Here is a 17,958-nt window from a genome sequence, read left to right as displayed (position 1 = left end):
GACGAAGTGAGCCATCTGCAGGAAGGGAGTCCGAGGGGTGCATAGTACCGAAGAATGCAGGACAACACAACCTGCGGGAGGGAAGGCGCCCTGCTTTGTTCAAGCTTTTCAAGGAGGTACGAGTGAGTGATTGCCAAATGGCTAACGACACCTAGGGAAAAAGTTCAACAACTCCAAGAGAAGCTAGGTCATGCTGCCAAGATCAGCAAGCGTAGAAAATTTCATGCACTGTACGACAAGGTTCATCGACTGGATGTCCTTCAGGAAGCGTGGCGAAGAGTGAGGGCAAATAAGGGTGCGGCAGGCGTAGACGGTGAGACCATGGCTGATATTGCAAAGATAGGTGAAGATCAATTCGTCGCACAATGCCAAGAACAACTGTTGAAGAATAGCTACCGTCCCCAGCCCGTTCGTCGCCACTACATTCCGAAGAAAGATGGACGAAAACGTCCGCTGGGCATTCCGACGGTGAGAGACCGCGTCGTACAAATGGCAACGAAACGGATTGTCGAACCGATCTTTGAAGCCGATTTTCAGGAATGCTCGTATGGCTTTCGACCAAAGCGCGGCGCAAAACAAGCGCTCGAGCGAATCCGCAAAGCATGCAACCGTAAAGGCAATTGGGTGGTCGACGTGGACATCCAAGGCTACTTCGACAACATGAACCAAGAGAAACTGATGAAGCTGGTGGAAATGAGAATCAGCGACAGACGTATACTCAAGCTGATCCGGCAATGGCTCGGAGCAGGCGTGATGGAGGAAGGGCAAGTAAGACGGACCGACCTTGGCACGCCGCAAGGCGGCGTGATATCGCCGTTACTTGCGAACATCTACCTGAACTACTTCGATCTATTGTGGGAGAAACATGGCAAAGGGGTCGGAGAATTGACGCGGTATGCAGACGATTTCGTCGTGGTATGCAAGACAAGGAAGGACGCGCAACATGCGTGTAAGCTTATACAAACGATTATGGCGCGATTGGAACTGACCTTGCATCCGGAGAAAACGCGGATTGTGGGGCTATGGACGGGAGAAGAAGGCTTTGACTTCCTCGGCATGCACCACCGGAAGACAAAAGCGGAAACGGGACAGAAACGTGTGTATTACACGACCCAACAATGGCTCTGCGTAAAAGCAGAGAAGCATGTACGGGAAGTCGTAAAAGAACGACTCGCTCCGCCTAAGATGCGGCACGTTTCGTTCGAAGAACACGTGAGATGGCTCAACCTGAGAATACAAGGCTGGAAGAACTATTATGCGACGCCGTACAGCACGAAGTGGATGACGAAGCTAGATTGGTACATTCGGCAACGGCTAACGAAGTGGTACGCTAAGAAGCGCCAGCGTAGCAACTGGCGCAGTTCCGGACAAGAAGTGAAGTTGCTTAGCCACATGCATAGATTAAAGGCGCTTGCGTAAATCGCATGCACATGAATGACGAACATCGGAAAGCCGTATGAGGGAAAACCTCACGTACGGTTTGATGAGGAGGGGCTGAAATTATTCAGTCCCTTACTCTAGTTGGAGTAATGGGAAGTATAACGCTACTCGCAACTATTGGAAGCGTTAAATTCAAGAGCTGTATCTTGGAATCAACGTTAACTGATTCCAATCCGCGTAAACCGCTGAGACTGACAGTTTGCATCTGGAGTTTATAAAATTCATTGACACGACACCTTATGGTGTCTTATAATAAAAGCGTCACCAAATAGTGTCCTATCAGAGAATCAACAAACAACTTAGGAGGGGGTGTTGTGAGCGAAAACAACCAGTTGCGGGATGTTTTTGACGCGATTGCAGACCCAACCAGGCGCCAACTGATTCGTCTGTTGGCAGAGGCAGAGGAGATACCGCTTCATGAATTAACGGCACAGTTTCAAATGGGCCGTACAGCGGTATCCAAGCATTTGACAATCCTTAAAGAGGCCGGACTGGTCCTTGACCGAAAAGTCGGCAGAGAAACGCGATTCAGGTTAAACGCCTCTCCACTCAGAGAAATTCAAGATTGGGTGGGCTTCTACCGCAAGTTTTGGAGTACGAATATGCTGCGCTTGAGCCAACTATTAGAGGAGGAAGAATAATGAGTTTAGTATTATCCTTGGATTTTCAGTACACGACATCGATCGAGAAACTTTGGTCCGCCATAACCGATTCAAGCAAGCTTGCCAAGTGGGTGGTCAACATCCACAGTGGTCAGGCGATGGAAAATGATTTTGAGCCCGTCGTCGGACACCGTTTTCAGTTTCGCACGCAGCCGTCCGAATATTGGGATGGCATTATTGACGGCGAAGTGCTGATCGTGGACGCACCAAACCGGGTATCTTATACATGGGCCAGCGGAGGGGAGAAGCACACGGTCACCTGGACGCTGCAGGATTTAGGAGATGGAAAGGTTAACCTTCATCTTGAACAAACCGGATTCGCCAATGTACAAGGTCTCGAAGGCGCTAGGTATGGCTGGGGAAAATGGTGCGGCGAGCTTGAAAAGGTATTGGCCTGATTTGCCTTTGTGATTACTGTGATTGCAGCGGCTCTGGCCGTCGTGCACCAGACAGTATGAAGAAGAGCGGGTCAATGAAACTCGAGTCGCCATCAGAGCCGATAAACGCAAAATCGAGGAGCCGGGCGGCTGCAGGGGAGAGAGGCTCTCCCGGCTACGCGCGCTGATCAAGCAGGCGGACCCCGAAGATCAAAGGTGAGTATGCAAATCTATTATAGCAATATGTAGAGAGCCCCTATATGGAGGCTAAGATTCTGATCGTGGAAGATGATCCATAACAAGTCGCGTACATCGCGGCTTTTTTGTTTTATGGGACCAAGTTCCTTTCATTTATGGAAGCAAGTTCTTGTCAATTGCCAATGACAAGAGGTTGATCTCATTTCCGACAAAGGCAGAAGGGAGCAAGTCAGATTGAGGTCGAAATTTTGCCGCATTCAGCATCGGAACAAATCAGCGTAATTTCCTATCGTCCACGATGCGCGGGTTTGCCTGTGAGATGTATATTTCAGGAAGATTGAAGTCATTATAGATGGTAGCGAACCGGGGTGTATATTCGGATTAAAGGAGCAGGAAAATGGGAAAACTTGATGGCAAAGTGGCATTAATTACAGGAGGCAATAGCGGAATTGGTTTGACAACCGCCAAATTGTTCATCGCAGAAGGCGCGAAGGTTGTGATTACGGGCCGGAATCAGACTACCTTGGACTCGGTGGCAGAGGAACTTGGCTCCAATGTCCTTGCGATTCAGGCGGATGCAGCCGATCCGGCAAGCATGGAGAATGCGGTGTCCCAAGCAGTCGCAGCCTTCGGCGGATTGGACATCGTCTACGCGAATGCCGGCATTGCATCTTCTACACCATTAGGAGGCACAGCGCTTTCGGTTTTCGAGGAAGTCCTTAAGGTTAACGTGACCGGCGTCTTCTTCACGGTACAAGCCGCTCTACCCCATCTGAAGGAAGGGGCTTCAGTCATCTTGACCGGCTCAACGCGCGCAACGGACGGTGCGCCGGAAAGATCCGCCTACGCAGCGAGTAAAGGAGCCATCAGCAGCATGGCAAGAGTGTTCGTATCCGAGTTGTCGCCGCGTGGCATCCGCGTAAACACGGTGGTGCCAGGGGCAACACGCACACCCATTTGGAAAAAATCGACCTCTGAAGAAACCGCGAAACTGGAAGCCGCCCAAGCGCGCACGATTCCGCTTAACCGTATGGGCGATCCGGAGGAAATAGCCGATGCTGTCTTGTTTCTGGCTTCCGATGAGTCCTCATTCGTGCAGGGAGCGGAAATTACCGTTGATGGGGGAGCTCGCTCAGCACCCTTAGGGGCTCCCATATACCGTCAATGATAAGTATGGTTATCTAATTCTTCTTGTTGAAGAGGATATCAGGATAGCTTATCCCCTCTGGGGCTTGAAGGTTTCTAAGCGCTTTTTTTTGTTTGCTGGTTTGCATTTGACTCTTTCAATTATCCTGACTCCCGCGCCTCAGACTCATAACTATCAAGGCCAATGCAATGACTGTGAGGATAACCCCGAGCAGTCGAAAACCTCCAGCGCTGAACTGCTCCCCCATAACGAAGCTAGTCAACAATGAAGATAAAATGGTACCCAGATATCTCGATGTATTGAATAGTCCGGATGCTACACCGATCATTTCTTTTGGAGAGCTATTAAACAAAGTCGCCTGCATACCTACAGCGTTCATACCGTTGCTAATGCCAAATGCGGCTAACGCCAGGCTCACACTGATAATCGGCGAAGTTTGATTCAATGTAACGATCCACACAGAACCGAATGCCATCAGCAGTGCAGATACCAGCAAGGCTGGCCTTGGTCCTGATTTATCTATCCATCGTCCTGCGATTGGAGAAATAACGATCGAGCACAAGCCTAAGGTTAGCATGAGAATCCCTGTATCGAACTCGCTGGCATGACGAACCATTTGCAAGTAAGACGGAACCCCAAAAAAGACAGCGTAAAACAGCACATTGACAAGCATGAATTGCACATTGACCCAAATCATCGCAGGATATTTGGCGAATGTGCGCAAAGGAATGAAGGGTGATGTCGTTTTTAACTCATGTCGCACGAAAGCCCCCAGTGCAGCAAGTCCTATCCCCCCGACAATGATATGCCCTAACGAAACATGCCCAGATGATTTTGCTGAAAGCAATCCGATGAGCAGGGCGACCAGAGCCACTGTAAAAAGCAGGATCCCCAAGGCATCAATCAAATTAAACCATTTACGCAAGGACATGCCTCGTGCAGCGGGTGTTGGTGTTTCATCCTTGGGAATCGCCCGCCAGGCTAACAAAAAGCTCGCCGCCACGAATGGGATATTGACAATAAAAATAACAGTCCAGTCCCACCATTGAATCAAGACCCCGCCAACAAAAGGGCCGATTGCTGCCGCTCCGGATAGGAAAATCGACAAAACGGACAGCGCGGTCGCTTGTTTCTCCTTAATATGAATTCGTACAATAGCCATTCCAACCGCAACCATCATACTGGTTCCGATCGCTTGCACAATTCGGGACACGATAAGCCATCCAAAATTTGGCGATAAAGGAGCGAGTAAAGATGAAATGAAGGATACAACAAGACCGGCAAGAAATATCTTCTTGCGGCCGAATAAATCGCTTGCCTTTCCCATGACAGGCTGAGCGACAGCACTTGAAATGTAGAAGGTGAAAATAACCCAGGAAACAACGGTGAAATCAAGTTGGAACACATTTTGCAATTTGGGAATCGCAACAGAAATCATCGAAGAATTTAATGGGTTCAATAGTACCCCCAGTCCAACGGAAATCAACAACCATCTGCTGCGAGCATTCATTTTTGGTCCCCCTAAGCTGTATTGATATCATCGTACTTGAATTCAGATATTTACTCCAACGCATTTTATGTTATGATTTAATTGACTCAAAGGAATGAATGGGGAGTGCGAAATTGGAACTTCTTCAATTGCAATATTTTCTCGCGGTAGCCCGACTGGAGCATGTGACTGAGGCTGCACGAAGTCTGCACGTTACTCAATCGTCGCTAAGCAAAACGATTCAACGCCTGGAGGAGGATCTGGGGGTTCCTCTATTCGATCGAACAGGGAGGAAGCTGCGATTGAATGAGTTCGGAAGCAGATTCCTTCGCCGGGCGGAAAGAGCTTTGTTTGAATTGGAGCAGGGGAAGCAGGAGATTAGCGATTTGTCCAGCCCGGAGCATGGCACACTCGAGTTGGCGGTGACCACCGCAAGCCCGTTGCCGAATATCCTTCGGGAGTTTCGGAAAAAGCGGCCTAATGTCCTGTTTCATGTGCAAATGCTTAGCGCGCAGAATATGGTTACGCTTCTTCATAGAGGAGAGGTCGATTTTTGCCTATCTTCACCTCCTATATATGAGGATGGTATTGATTGTCAAATCGTGTACATCGACCCAATCCTCGTAGCGGTTCCAAAAGGGCATCGACTGGCAACCCGAAGCAGCGTATCCCTGACAGAGCTAAGAAATGAATGGTTTGTCGGTGTAAAGAAAGGCTATGGCGCTCGCGATTTCGTGGACTCCTTATGCCAATCGGTTGGATTTGAACCTAAGTATGTGTATGAGGGCGATGAACCTGCAAGGCTAAGCGCTCTTGTAGAAGCCGAAATTGGAATAGCCTTCATACCAAGCACGGCAAGGAATTCGCGGGAACATATCCATTATCTCCAAGTAGAGAATCACGAATTGGTACGGGAGATCGCTTTATTATGGAACAAGAGCAGGTACATTTCTCGGGCGGCACTGGAATTCCGTGAGGTCGTTGTGGAATATTTTGAAGTGATATCCCAAAAGACCATTTAATCCTGCCCCTGGAATATAATGAGGAGGACATAGCCTAAGCGAAGGCGCGGGAGCGGGAGCATCCTTTTTATTGAACGGCCGGGCGTAAAGTTGAGTAAATAAAATAAAACATAAAGGAGATAGAGATATGACGGAATTCTGGGAATCCAGTTTTATAGAAAAACAAACGATGTGGGGATTTGAACCTACAGACTCCGCAATCGTGACGAAGGACTTTTTCCTTGAAAGGAATGTAAAGGACATACTGGTACCAGGTATTGGATATGGCAGAAATGCTAAGGTTTTTATTGACAATGGAATAAAAGTAACAGGTATTGAGATTTCAAAAACAGCGATTGATTTGGCGAGGCAAAACGGGCTTGATAGCAGTATTTTTCATGGTTCCGTAACTGACATGCCTTTTGATGACAAACTCTATGACGGTATATTTAGCTATGCACTTATTCATTTATTGAATAATCGTGAGAGAGAAAAGTTTATTAAAGATTGCTATAATCAGTTAAAGCCAAATGGATATATGATTTTTACAGCTGTTTCAAAAAAAGCCCCCATGTTTGGACAGGGCAAACAATTGGATAAAGACTATTTCGAAATCATGGAGGGCGTAAAAATGTTTTTTTATGATTCTGACTCCATAAAACAGGAATTTGAGAAATATGGACTTGTAGAATTTTCAGAAATTGACGAGCCAACCAAGGACATGAAGAATAAACCTCCAGTAAAATTTTTAATTGTAAAATGTAAGAAAGAACTATAAGCACATCTGTTTTTAAGAGTATGCAGACATACGAAGGCGTTAGAGATACTCGTAGAGTACTATTGTTAATGATCCTTCTATTAATATCTCCAAAGATAAGCGAAAATAGTTTTCGTGTTTACGATAAGCAATTAGTTGAAAGAGGTATCTGCCGACGCAGTTCATAGTTGGTCATCGGAAAACACCTCCGGGTGTTTTTTTCTTGAGGCAAGCGCATATCCAAGCGATGAAATAAAAAGTTTTCTTATTTCAGGTTTTAAGGCTGCATTCGCTACATATATTTTTAACAATGATAGGAATACGTGAATGTATAAACGCCTTGATCGACATGCCAACAGCCAAGTGCCGGAAGCCGATACCTCAACCCGGGTATTGGCTTTTTTTAAATTCCAAGAATGTATAAGTTTCACACTTATTTGGGCTTAAAGGCAGGTGCCAGCATGTTGCCAATGGACGAAAGTACGGTGCTCGTTGACGGCGGAACGATGACGATTGAACAGGTGGTCCGGGTAGCCCGCTATAAGGAGCGGGTGCAAATTAGTCAAAGCTGCCTAGATCAAATGGCGATTAGTCGGGCGTACGTCGAGAAGCTGCTTCGTGAGAAGCGGGTGGTGTATGGGCTGACGACCGGTTTTGGCAAATTCAGCGATACTTATATTTCGGCCGAAGACACGAAACGCATGCAGCTGAATCTCATTCGAAGCCATGCCTGCGGGATTGGACCGCCGCTGACGGAGGAAGCGGTAAGAGCGACCATGCTGCTGCGCGTAAATGCTTTATCGCTGGGCTATTCCGGCATCCGGCCGGGAGTTGTTCAACTGCTGGTAGATATGCTGAATGCCGGAGTGACGCCGGTCATCCCGGAGCAAGGCTCGCTTGGGGCAAGCGGGGACTTAGCGCCGTTGTCGCATCTGGCACTCGTGCTGGTTGGCGAAGGAGAAGCCTGCTTTCGCGGCGATCGGTTGCCCGGCAGCGAAGCGGTGGCCAAAGCCGGCTTACAGCCTATCGCGCTGGAGGCCAAGGAAGGTCTCGCCTTGATTAACGGGACGCAGGTGATGACGGGGATTGGAGCGCTTGCTTGCTATGATGCCGTCAATTTAGCTGGATGGGCGGATTGTGCGGCCGCGTTAACGGCTGAGGAGCTTCGCGGCATTCGCGATGCCTTCGAACCGCTTACCCACGCGCTTCGCCCGCATCCGGGGCAGGGACAATCCGCTGCGAATATCCGGCGTTTGACTCAGGGCAGCCGATTGATGACGGATCAGGGAAAGCTGCGCGTGCAGGACGCTTATTCGATCCGCTGCGCTCCGCAGGTTCATGGCGCCAGCCGGGACGCGCTGCGATATATTCAAGAGAAGCTGGAAATCGAAATGAATGCGGCAACAGACAATCCGCTCATCTTCGCTGCTGAGGATCGTGTCATTTCCGGAGGCAATTTCCACGGTCAGCCGATCGCCTTAGCGATGGATCATCTTGCCATCAGTGCTTCCGAGCTCGCCAGCATCTCGGAGCGACGTACCGAAAGACTCGTCAATCCGTCTTTGAATGAGAAGCTTCCTCCTTTCCTGGCGAAGGACGGAGGAGTCCAGTCCGGCTTTATGATCGCCCAATATACGGCGGCTGCAGTTGTGTCTGAGAATAAGTCGCTTGCGCATCCGGCCAGCGTAGACTCGATCCCCTCATCGGGGAATCAGGAGGATCACGTCAGCATGGGGACGATCGCGGCCCGCAAGGCGAATCAGATTGTGCTGAACGCCTATTCGGTGATTGCTATCGAGCTTCTGTGCGCAGCACAAGCTGCCGATTTTCGCGGTCCGGAAAAACTGGGAAAGGGAACGAAATGGATGTATGACCGGTGCCGCGAGCATGTGAGCTTCATGGATGAAGACCGCGTATTGTCAGACGATATTCGCGTCATGGCGGAATGGATGAGAAAGACGAATGTGCGGGAAGCCATCGCGTCGGTCGTCCCGATTGTATAAATTGGATTGGAGGTTTGACGCTATGAAGGAACGAGTCGTTCGCGCGCCGCGCGGCGCTAGGCTGAATACGAAGGGCTGGGTCCAGGAAGCGGCGCTGCGCATGCTGATGAACAATCTGGATCCGGAGGTGGCCGAATATCCGGGCAAGCTGGTCGTGTATGGGGGAATTGGCAAAGCCGCGCGGAATTGGGAGAGCTTCGATGCCATCGTCGATACGCTGAAGCAGCTGGAGGACAACGAGACGATGCTGGTGCAATCCGGCAAGCCGGTCGCGGTCTTCCGGACCCACCGGGACGCGCCGCGTGTGCTGCTCGCCAACTCGAACCTGGTTCCGGCATGGGCGAACTGGGATACTTTTCACGAGCTGGACCGGAAGGGGCTTATGATGTACGGCCAGATGACGGCAGGCAGCTGGATTTATATCGGCAGCCAGGGCATCGTTCAGGGTACTTATGAGACGTTCGCGGAATGCGCAAGGCAGCACTTCGGCGGCACTTTGAAAGGGACGATTACCGTAACGGCCGGCCTCGGCGGTATGGGAGGGGCCCAGCCGTTAGCCGTCACCATGAACGAAGGCGTGCTGATCGGGATCGACGTCGACAAGACACGAATCATGAAGCGAATTCATTCGCGTTACTGCGATTGCATGCTGGAAAGCCTGGATGACGCGATCTCGCTTGCGGTCGAGGCCCGGAAGGAGGGGCGTGCGTTATCCATCGGTTTGGTCGGCAATGCGGCAGAGGTACTGCCGGAAATGCTCCGCCGCGGCTTCATTCCGGATATTATAACGGATCAAACCTCGGCTCACGATCCGCTGAACGGTTATCTGCCTCAGGGCTTATCGTTGGAGGAGGGCAGCAAGCAGCGCGCAGAATATCCGACGTCTTATGTCCGGAAGGCAAAAGAAAGCATGGCCGTGCATGTAGAAGCGATGCTCGAGATGAAGCGGCTCGGCGCTATCGCCTTCGACTACGGCAATAATATTCGCCAGGTTGCTTACGATGAAGGCGTGGAAGACGCCTTTGCTTTTCCGGGTTTTGTCCCTGCTTACATCCGTCCGCAGTTTTGCGAGGGGCGGGGTCCGTTCCGCTGGGCGGCGTTATCCGGCGATCCCGAGGACATCTACAAAACTGATGAAGTGATCTTAAAGACGTTCGCCCACCGTGAACATTTATGCAAATGGATCCGAATGGCGCAGGCCAGAATCGCCTTCCAGGGCCTGCCGTCCCGGATCTGCTGGCTCGGCTACGGCGAGCGGGCGTTGTTCGGCCGCATCATTAACGATATGGTCGCCTCCGGGGAGCTGTCGGCTCCGATCGTGATCGGGCGCGACCATCTTGACGCGGGCTCCGTCGCATCGCCGAACCGCGAAACGGAGGCGATGCGCGACGGCAGCGATGCGGTCGCGGATTGGCCGATTCTGAACGCGCTCCTCAATACGGCGGCCGGGGCAAGCTGGGTATCGCTGCATCACGGCGGCGGCGTAGGCATGGGTTATTCCATTCATGCCGGGATGGTGATCGTCGCGGACGGGACGAAGGAGGCGGAGGAGCGATTGGAGCGCGTCTTGACGACGGATCCGGGCATGGGCATCGTTCGCCATGCGGATGCCGGCTATGATCTGGCGATCGATAACGCTAAGAAGATGGGGATTCGGATGCCGATGGCGGGGAGACAGGTGACCGGAGAGGAGTGACGCTGCCATATGCTTTATATCAAGAACGCGGCGCAAGTCGCAACCGTAAGCGGGGGCAGCCAAGCGCCCAAGATTGGAATAGAGATGGAGAAGCTGAACATCATTGAGAACGGCGGTGTCGTCATGGATGCCGAACGCATCGTCTTCGTCGGAGCCGACGAAGAGGCAGCGGAGTATGTCTCGCAACATGGAGGCGAAGACGTCAACGTTATTTTGGCGGAAGGAAAGACCGTCACCCCGGGTCTGATCGACCCACATACGCATGTGGTGTTCGCCGGATCGCGGGAGCATGAGCTGACGCTTCGCTTATGCGGCGCCACCTATATGGAAATCCTTCAAGCGGGCGGAGGCATTCTCAATTCAACGATCAAAACCCGCGCCGCATCGGAAGCGCAGTTAATCAGCGAGACCCGCAAGCGGCTTGACCGCTTTCTTGCCCACGGCGTTACGACGATTGAGGCGAAGAGCGGCTACGGACTGCGGCTTGCGGATGAATTGAAGCAGCTGCGGGCGGCCCGTTTTCTTCATGGCGAGCATCCCGTCGATCTCGTCTCGACCTTCATGGGTGCCCATGCGGTTCCTCCCGAGTACAAGTCGGATCCGGACTTGTTCGTCAGAATCGTAACGGAGGAAATGATACCGGCTGTCGCCAAGGAAGGGCTGGCAGAGTACTGCGACGTCTTCTGCGAGGAGGGCGTGTTCACTCCCGAACAATCGAGGACGATCCTGGAAGCCGGCCTGAAATGGGGGCTGAAGCCGAAAATTCATGCCGATGAGATCGTCCCTTACGGGGGCGCCGAGCTGGCTGCCGAGATAGGAGCCGTATCGGCCGAGCATCTGCTGCGGGCGTCGGACGCCGGCATTCGGGCAATGGCAGAGAAAGGCGTCATTGCGGTGCTTCTGCCCGGTACGGCCTTCTTCCTCATGACGAAGCCGGCCAATGCCCGGAAAATGATCGAAGCGGGTGTGCCGGTCGCCTTGTCGACCGACCGGAATCCGGGCTCCAGCCCGACGGAATCGCTTCCCTTTATGATGAACCTGGCTTGCTTAACGATGCGGATGACGCCTGCCGAAGCGCTGACTGCCTGCACGATCAATGCGGCTCATGCGATCGGACGCGCAGACCGGATCGGCAGCATCGAGGCCGGAAAGCAGGCCGATCTGGTTATTTTCGATGCTTCGAATATCGAATATATGCAGTACCATTATGCCGTTAATTTGACGGAGACGGTTATCAAGAAGGGTGTTCCCGTCATTGTGCAAGGCCGAAGGAATTACGTATGAAGCAGCTGACGATCAATGCGGCCAGATTGGAGAAAGCCATTCATGAACTGGGCCGAATCGGCGTGAATGGGCAGGGCGGCTTGGACCGGACGGCGTTTACGCCTGCGGATTTAGCGGCCCGGGATTGGGTAAAAGAGAAAGCGGCTGCTCTCGGCTTGGACGTTCGCGTCGACGAAGCGGCCAATATTTGGGCTGCCCGGAGCGGCAAGCGCAGCGAGCTTCCGGCTATAGCGTTCGGTTCCCACGTCGATACGGTGCCGAACGGAGGCAAGTACGACGGAGCGCTCGGTGTCCTGTTAGCTTTGGAGATCATGCTTGTGCTGAAAGAGCAGGGGATTCGGACCCGGCATCCGCTCGAGCTCGTTTCCTTCAGCGCGGAAGAACCGAATCCGTTCGGACTATCGACATTCGGCAGCCGGACGGTAGCCGGAAAGCTGACAAGGCGGGACTTGGAAGGCGTCCGGGACGACACCGGCAGGCTTATTATCGATGCGCTGCGCCAAGCGGGCGGGGATCCGGAGCGTTACGGGCAGGCACGCCGGATGCCGGAAGAGCTCGCTGCCTTTCTTGAGGTGCACATCGAGCAGGGGAAGAGGCTGCTGAACCGCGGCATTCCGGTCGGCATTGTCACGGCGATCACGGGCATATACCGCGAGGAAGTGACCGTCCTTGGCGTGCCGAATCACGCGGGGACGACACTTATGCAGGAACGGACCGATGCTTTACTGGGAGCGGCCGAAGCGATGCTCGCACTGGAGCGGGTATGTCTTGCGCATCCATCGGACGAAATCGTAGGGACGGTCGGGAAGATCACGAACGAACCGAATGCGCCTAATATTATTCCCGGCAAGGTGCAGTTTCATATGGAGATCCGCGGGAAAACGAGAGCCGACATCCAGGAAGCAATCGATAAATGGGAGATGCAAGCGGCTCTCATTAGCTCCAGAAGAGGAGTGCGAATCGAGCGCCGCATGCTGCTCGACCAGCATCCGGTTGGCATGGATCCGCTCGTTGCCGGGACTTGCGCTTTGCAGGCGGAGAAGCTCGGATATGCGCATGCACCGCTTGGCAGCATGGCTGGACACGATGCGGCGCATATGGCGTCGCTTACCCGTTCGGGAATGCTCTTCGTCCCCAGCCTGGATGGAAAAAGCCATTGTCCGGAAGAGGCGAGCCGGATCGAAGATATCGAGAAGGTAGGCAACGTTCTTCTTCATGCCATTTTGGCGCTGGATGAGAAATTGGATGCTTAAGGAGGATTAGCGTGAGCAAGCGGAAGCTGTATGCAGCGGATTATGTCTATGCAAACGGATCGTTTCAGAAAGATTTTGCACTCGTGGAGGAGAACGGCGTCATCATGGAGGTTGGACCTTTGCCAGAGGTATCCGCTTCGTTTCCTGAAGCCGAGCTTATCCGCTGGGAAGGGAAAGCGATCGTGCCGGGCACGGTCAATGCGCATAATCATTCTTTTCAAAGCCTGCTGCGCGGCATCGCCATCGATAAACCTTTTCTGGAATGGAGGGATCAAGCGCTGTACCGGTACACGCCGCTGCTTGATGAAGAAGCGATCTATACGGGAGCACTGCTGGCTTTCGGAGAAATGATCAGGTACGGCGTCACGACAGTCAGCGACTTTTTCTATGTTCATAACGGCAGCACAGCCTATGACGAGGCGGTCATTCAGGCTGCGAAGGACGTAGGTATCCGGCTTGTTTTTGCCCGTACGATGTACGACTGGAACGGCGCTCCCGCGGCGTACAGAGAGACGGTGGTGGAAGCGGTGGAACGGACCCGTTCTCTTGCCGTCAAATACCAGGGGGACCCGATGGTTACGGTCCATCCGGCGCCACATAGTCCGCACGCGGCTTCGCCAGAAATGATTAAGGCCGGTCATCGTCTGGCGGTCGAGCTGGATACCCCTTTCCATATTCATGTCGCGGAAGAAATGTTCGAGGTCGAGGAGACGTTAAGGGATTACGGCCTTAGGCCGATTCATTATTTGGACTCGTTAGGCGTATTGGATGAACGGATGATCGCCATTCATTTGGTGTGGCTGGATGATTCGGAGGTCGAGTTGATTGGCAGCCGCGGCATCTCGCTGGCTTATTGTCCCTCCAGCAATATGTTTCTCGCAGACGGTGTCACCCGAATCCCGGACCTCTTGAAATCCGGCGTAAAAGTTTCCTTGGGGACGGATGGAGGGTGCAGCAACAACCGGATCAGCGTGTTTGAAGAAATGCGGATGTGCGCTTTGCTGCAAAAGGTTTCCCGGTTGGATGGGACCTGCATCACCGCGAATGACGTGTTCCGGATGGGAACCGCGAGCGGCGCCGAAATGTTAAGGCTGCAGACCGGTTCGATCGAAGCCGGCAAAGCGGCGGACTTCACCGCGCTTAACATTCAGGATTTGTCGCTGGCGCCAAAACGCGAATTATTTGCGAATATGGTCTATGCCATGCAGCCGAATGCGATTGCCCATGTCGTCATCGACGGCAAACCCGTCTTTAGCAAAGACGGATTACTGACCGTAGCCGAGCAAGACATTAGCTCGCGGGTGAACCGGTTATTCGAGAGGTGGGGCGGCGCATGAATGATCTACTAACAGTATAATTCTATAATATGGTATTCTACTTACGAATAAAATCGGGACACGAAGCCGCCGAGCCGGTTATGGAGGATCCTATGGACATTACAGGTTTACACGCTGATTGGAAAGTGGAAAAGATCGAGTTCGCCAAATTAACGGGCGAACGAGCCAGAAGCGCGGGGGCCAATGGCAGAATCGGCATTCATGGCAAAAGCTGCACAGTGGACATCGCCAGAATTACGATCGATGGGCAAACGGGTTACGGCAGCTCGATTCATATGAAGCCGGAATGGGCCGAAGAGATAATAGGCTGCCGATTGCTTGACTTATTCGACGACCGGGGCAGACTGCGCGAAGCGTATCGTTTGCAATTGGAATATCCAATTCTCGATTGGTTAGGACAGAGACAAGGCAAACCAGTTTATGACCTGGTGTCGGGTGCCCACTTGGAAAGGGGAGCCCCATTGGTTGTCCCCTGCTACGATACCTCTCTGTACTTCGACGATTTGCATCTGTCCGATGAGAGAGCCGCTGTCGCGTTGATGCAAGAAGAAGCGAGACAAGGATATGCGAAGGGCCATCGCCATTTTAAGATTAAAGTTGGCCGAGGCGGACGCCATATGCCGCTCCGGGAAGGGACGAAACGAGATATCGCGATCGTACAGGGGATCTCGGAAGTGGCAGGTCCCACAGGCAAAATCATGATCGATGCGAATAATGCCTATAATCTGAACTTGACCAAAGAGGTCTTGGCGGCTTTGGCGGATGTGAATCTGTATTGGCTGGAAGAAGCGTTCCATGAGGATGAAGCCTTGTACGAGGACCTGAAGGAATGGCTCCGGCAACGTGGACAGAATGTGCTGATCGCGGATGGGGAAGGGCTTGCTTCACCGCATCTTGTTGAGTGGGCGACCCGCGGCCGTGTCGATGTGCTGCAGTACGATATCATCTGGCCCGGCTTCACGCATTGGCTGGAATTAGGCGAGAAGCTGGATGCGCATGGTTTGCGGTCTGCGCCTCATTGTTACGGCAATGCTTACGGCATTTACGCGTCGGGGCATTTGTCAGCCGCCGTGCGCAACTTCGAATTTGTGGAATACGACGACATTACTATTGAAGGAATGGATGTATCCGGGTATCGAATCGAAAGCGGAGAGATTCATATTCCGGCCACTCCGGGTTTCGGGATCGTCTTCGACGATGAACTTGTAACAAACCTTATAAAACGATCCGGCTGGTCCTTGAATAGCCGATAGTTAGCCATAGAATATAATGATATTGGAGTACGGATTTCTATTATATGGCGGATAAGCGCTGCTGCGATGCTAAAGCGATTATTACTGTGGTCAAGTGCAGCGGGGAACGCTTATCAGGTGTCGGGTGACACGAACATTATCTCATTATTGGCCGCGTAAACTGCGGCCTTTTTTGCGTTATGAGATAAAGTTCTTGCTAAATTTGAATGACAATACCCTTATCCCATTCCCGATTTTGACAAGTTGGTTAAATCCCATCTCATGAAGAAGTGGGCCGAGTCGGCTATTGCGTACCTCCATTCAAGGCCCGATTCAGTTCGTGCTCCACCGAAAGCTAGCTGGCTGCAAAATAGATCAACCAGTAAGTTCTGGTTGATCCCCTAATACGAACGGGCAGATGTCTTCTTCGGAAGGTGTCCATGTCTTTTTTTTCAAGTTGACAGATTAATATTATAATATATATTATTATAAATAATAATTTTATAATAACTAATTATAGTGTAAATATCAGAGGAGTGAGTGCATGCCTATTTTATCAGTCATGGGATGAGGAACTTTACGGGATTGGTAGAAGTGGGGAAGGACGAGGCTGCTACGACAATATCTTCCCCAAGCATGCTCAATTAATCTCGGACCACTTGTCATTTGCGATAGATGAGGAGAAGCCCGAACTTATTCGCGTGTTGAAGAAAATCGGGTATGGTATCAAGAATCGTGAAAGCCATGCTAAAAATGATGGGTCGGATATTTTCTGAAATAAGGATTTTACTTTAACTTTATATTTAGGGGGATTTGAAAATGGAAATAGGTGTAGATACGTTTGTCGAAGCAACTCCGGATGTTCAAACGGGCAAGACGATAAGTCATGCGCAGCGCTTGCGTGAGGTTGTGGAAGAAATTGTCCTTGCCGATCAGGTTGGGTTGGATGTATTTGGGGTCGGCGAGCATCATCGTAAGGAATTTGCGGATTCCGCTACTGCTGTTGTGCTGGCGGCAGCGGCGCCTATGACTAAAAGGATACGCTTAACCAGTTCTGTTTCCGTGCTCTCTGCTGCTGATCCTGTACGTTTGTTTCAGCAATTTGCCACGCTCGATGGTATTTCAAATGGACGTGCAGAGATTATCGCGGGTCGAGGCTCTATGGTCGATGCGTTCCCATTGTTTGGTTATGATTTAAATGACTATGAAGAGCTTTTTGAGGAAAAATTGGAACTGTTATTAAAATTAAGGGACTCGGAGAAGGTAACCTGGAAAGGAGGGCATCGACCTGCCTTTACGAATCTTGGTGTGTATCCGCGTCCGGTTCAGAACCCTTTGCCAGTATGGCTCGGCAGTGGGGGCAATCCGGAATCGGTAATACGAGCAGGGGTACTTGGACTGCCGCTTGTTTTGGCGATTATTGGCGGAAGCCCCTTGCAATTTGCTCCGCTCGTGCCGCTCTATAAGAACGCTGCTGCCCGTGCAGGACATGATGCATCAAAATTAAAAATAGCTGTACACTCACTCGGGTTCATTGCAGAGAGTACCTCGCTTGCGGTCGAGAAGTACTTCCCTCCCACTCAGGCATCGTTTAATTATTTTGGAAAAGAGCGCGGTTGGGGACAATATAGCCGTTCAAACTTTGATGCCTCACGCAGCTTAGAAGGCGCACTCTATGTAGGCGATCCCGAAACGGTGGCCAACAAAATTATTCACATGAGCAAACATTTAGGCTTCACACGATTTTTCCTGCATTTACCCATTGGCACCATGCCGCATGAGGATGTTATGAAAGCTATTGAACTATTGGGAACGGAAGTCGCACCGCAAGTTCGGGAAGAGATCGCAAGATGGGAAGTTGCGGAAGGGATATCGAGATGATGACAACAGTCGTCTACATTCAACTCGGTCGAACCTCCAGTTGAAATGGGGTCCGCCCGCAACTCCGATTCGGAGGATGATAAAGCGGGCGCAACCCTGTAAGGAAAGAGCTTATTGAAGTTCTTCAAACTACTGTTTAACTTCAATTTGTCCAGTGAATGGTTTGGCGAAAATTTCATAATAATAAGTTTCAGACGACGA

At 51.5% G+C, this 17,958-nt stretch carries 14 protein-coding genes; 13 read left to right on the top strand and 1 reads right to left on the bottom strand.

From position 1 onward, the window contains the following. Positions 1-126: 126 nt before the first annotated feature. From ltrA to ACFOLF_RS37310, 4 genes are all read left to right on the top strand, one after another. Positions 127-1,419 carry a group II intron reverse transcriptase/maturase gene (gene ltrA, locus ACFOLF_RS37325; RefSeq protein WP_379219772.1) on the top strand — a complete coding sequence of 431 codons (1,293 nt, stop codon included), beginning with the start codon at positions 127-129 and terminating at the stop codon, positions 1,417-1,419. A 335-nt stretch (positions 1,420-1,754) separates the two neighbouring features. Further along, positions 1,755-2,081, top strand: a complete 327-nt coding sequence (locus ACFOLF_RS37320) for an ArsR/SmtB family transcription factor (RefSeq protein WP_210047063.1) — start codon at positions 1,755-1,757, stop codon at positions 2,079-2,081. Next, positions 2,081-2,500 (top strand): SRPBCC family protein, encoded by a 420-nt coding sequence (locus tag ACFOLF_RS37315; protein WP_210047062.1) that lies wholly within the window; start codon positions 2,081-2,083, stop codon positions 2,498-2,500. Before ACFOLF_RS37320 ends, ACFOLF_RS37315 begins: the two co-directional genes overlap by 1 nt. A gap of 574 nt (positions 2,501-3,074) precedes the next feature. Further along, entirely contained in the window at positions 3,075-3,845 is a 771-nt protein-coding gene (locus ACFOLF_RS37310; protein ID WP_210047061.1) for an SDR family NAD(P)-dependent oxidoreductase, read from the top strand. Positions 3,846-3,960: 115 nt separating this feature from the next. Here ACFOLF_RS37310 and ACFOLF_RS37305 read toward each other — a convergent pair whose 3' ends face one another. Next, on the bottom strand, positions 3,961-5,334 hold the full coding sequence (locus ACFOLF_RS37305) for an MFS transporter (protein ID WP_210047060.1): 1,374 nt from the start codon (positions 5,332-5,334) through the stop codon (positions 3,961-3,963). A 113-nt stretch (positions 5,335-5,447) separates the two neighbouring features. On the opposite strand from ACFOLF_RS37305, the gene ACFOLF_RS37300 reads away from it, so the two are divergent. The 9 genes from ACFOLF_RS37300 to ACFOLF_RS37260 all read left to right on the top strand — a co-directional run bounded on the left by ACFOLF_RS37300 (position 5,448) and on the right by ACFOLF_RS37260 (position 17,757). Further along, positions 5,448-6,335 carry a LysR family transcriptional regulator gene (locus ACFOLF_RS37300; RefSeq protein ID WP_210047059.1) on the top strand — a complete coding sequence of 296 codons (888 nt, stop codon included), beginning with the start codon at positions 5,448-5,450 and terminating at the stop codon, positions 6,333-6,335. Positions 6,336-6,462: 127 nt separating this feature from the next. Next, the gene (locus tag ACFOLF_RS37295) at positions 6,463-7,092 is read left to right on the top strand and encodes a class I SAM-dependent methyltransferase (RefSeq protein WP_210047058.1); all 630 of its coding nucleotides are present in this window, start codon (positions 6,463-6,465) and stop codon (positions 7,090-7,092) included. Between the two features lie 440 nt (positions 7,093-7,532). Next, positions 7,533-9,074, top strand: a complete 1,542-nt coding sequence (hutH, locus tag ACFOLF_RS37290; protein WP_210047057.1) for a histidine ammonia-lyase — start codon at positions 7,533-7,535, stop codon at positions 9,072-9,074. A 22-nt stretch (positions 9,075-9,096) separates the two neighbouring features. Beyond that, positions 9,097-10,770, top strand: coding sequence for a urocanate hydratase (hutU, locus tag ACFOLF_RS37285; RefSeq protein WP_210047056.1), 1,674 nt, complete (start codon positions 9,097-9,099; stop codon positions 10,768-10,770). 9 nt (positions 10,771-10,779) lie between these two features. Beyond that, positions 10,780-12,054 carry an imidazolonepropionase gene (gene hutI, locus ACFOLF_RS37280; protein WP_210047055.1) on the top strand — a complete coding sequence of 425 codons (1,275 nt, stop codon included), beginning with the start codon at positions 10,780-10,782 and terminating at the stop codon, positions 12,052-12,054. Beyond that, a complete protein-coding gene (locus tag ACFOLF_RS37275; protein WP_210047054.1) occupies positions 12,051-13,307 on the top strand; it encodes a Zn-dependent hydrolase in 1,257 nt (418 codons plus the stop codon). The genes hutI and ACFOLF_RS37275 overlap by 4 nt, the downstream gene beginning before the upstream one ends. A gap of 11 nt (positions 13,308-13,318) precedes the next feature. Then, positions 13,319-14,644 (top strand): amidohydrolase family protein, encoded by a 1,326-nt coding sequence (locus ACFOLF_RS37270; protein WP_379114700.1) that lies wholly within the window; start codon positions 13,319-13,321, stop codon positions 14,642-14,644. A 92-nt stretch (positions 14,645-14,736) separates the two neighbouring features. Then, positions 14,737-15,897, top strand: a complete 1,161-nt coding sequence (locus tag ACFOLF_RS37265; RefSeq protein WP_210047053.1) for an enolase C-terminal domain-like protein — start codon at positions 14,737-14,739, stop codon at positions 15,895-15,897. A 798-nt stretch (positions 15,898-16,695) separates the two neighbouring features. Next, positions 16,696-17,757 (top strand): LLM class flavin-dependent oxidoreductase, encoded by a 1,062-nt coding sequence (locus ACFOLF_RS37260; RefSeq protein WP_210047052.1) that lies wholly within the window; start codon positions 16,696-16,698, stop codon positions 17,755-17,757. The last annotated feature ends 201 nt before the right edge of the window (positions 17,758-17,958 follow it).

It is taken from the genome of Paenibacillus sepulcri (assembly GCF_042647105.1).
In the GTDB taxonomy this organism is placed as follows: Bacteria; Bacillota; Bacilli; order Paenibacillales; family Paenibacillaceae; genus Paenibacillus_Z; species Paenibacillus_Z sepulcri.
The sequence above is the reverse complement of the archived record's forward strand: the minus strand, read 5'-3'. Positions and strand labels throughout refer to the sequence as shown.

Excerpts from the sequence above, each read along its gene's own strand:
- ACFOLF_RS37315 (WP_210047062.1), top strand. The coding sequence starts at position 2,081 with ATGAGTTTAGTATTATCCTTGGATTTTCAGTACACGACATCGATCGAG.
- ACFOLF_RS37310 (WP_210047061.1), top strand. The coding sequence starts at position 3,075 with ATGGGAAAACTTGATGGCAAAGTGGCATTAATTACAGGAGGCAATAGC.
- ACFOLF_RS37305 (WP_210047060.1), bottom strand. The coding sequence starts at position 5,334 with ATGAATGCTCGCAGCAGATGGTTGTTGATTTCCGTTGGACTGGGGGTA.
- ACFOLF_RS37295 (WP_210047058.1), top strand. The coding sequence starts at position 6,463 with ATGACGGAATTCTGGGAATCCAGTTTTATAGAAAAACAAACGATGTGG.
- hutH (WP_210047057.1), top strand. The coding sequence starts at position 7,533 with ATGTTGCCAATGGACGAAAGTACGGTGCTCGTTGACGGCGGAACGATG.
- hutU (WP_210047056.1), top strand. The coding sequence starts at position 9,097 with ATGAAGGAACGAGTCGTTCGCGCGCCGCGCGGCGCTAGGCTGAATACG.
- hutI (WP_210047055.1), top strand. The coding sequence starts at position 10,780 with ATGCTTTATATCAAGAACGCGGCGCAAGTCGCAACCGTAAGCGGGGGC.
- ACFOLF_RS37275 (WP_210047054.1), top strand. The coding sequence starts at position 12,051 with ATGAAGCAGCTGACGATCAATGCGGCCAGATTGGAGAAAGCCATTCAT.
- ACFOLF_RS37265 (WP_210047053.1), top strand. The coding sequence starts at position 14,737 with ATGGACATTACAGGTTTACACGCTGATTGGAAAGTGGAAAAGATCGAG.
- ACFOLF_RS37260 (WP_210047052.1), top strand. The coding sequence starts at position 16,696 with ATGGAAATAGGTGTAGATACGTTTGTCGAAGCAACTCCGGATGTTCAA.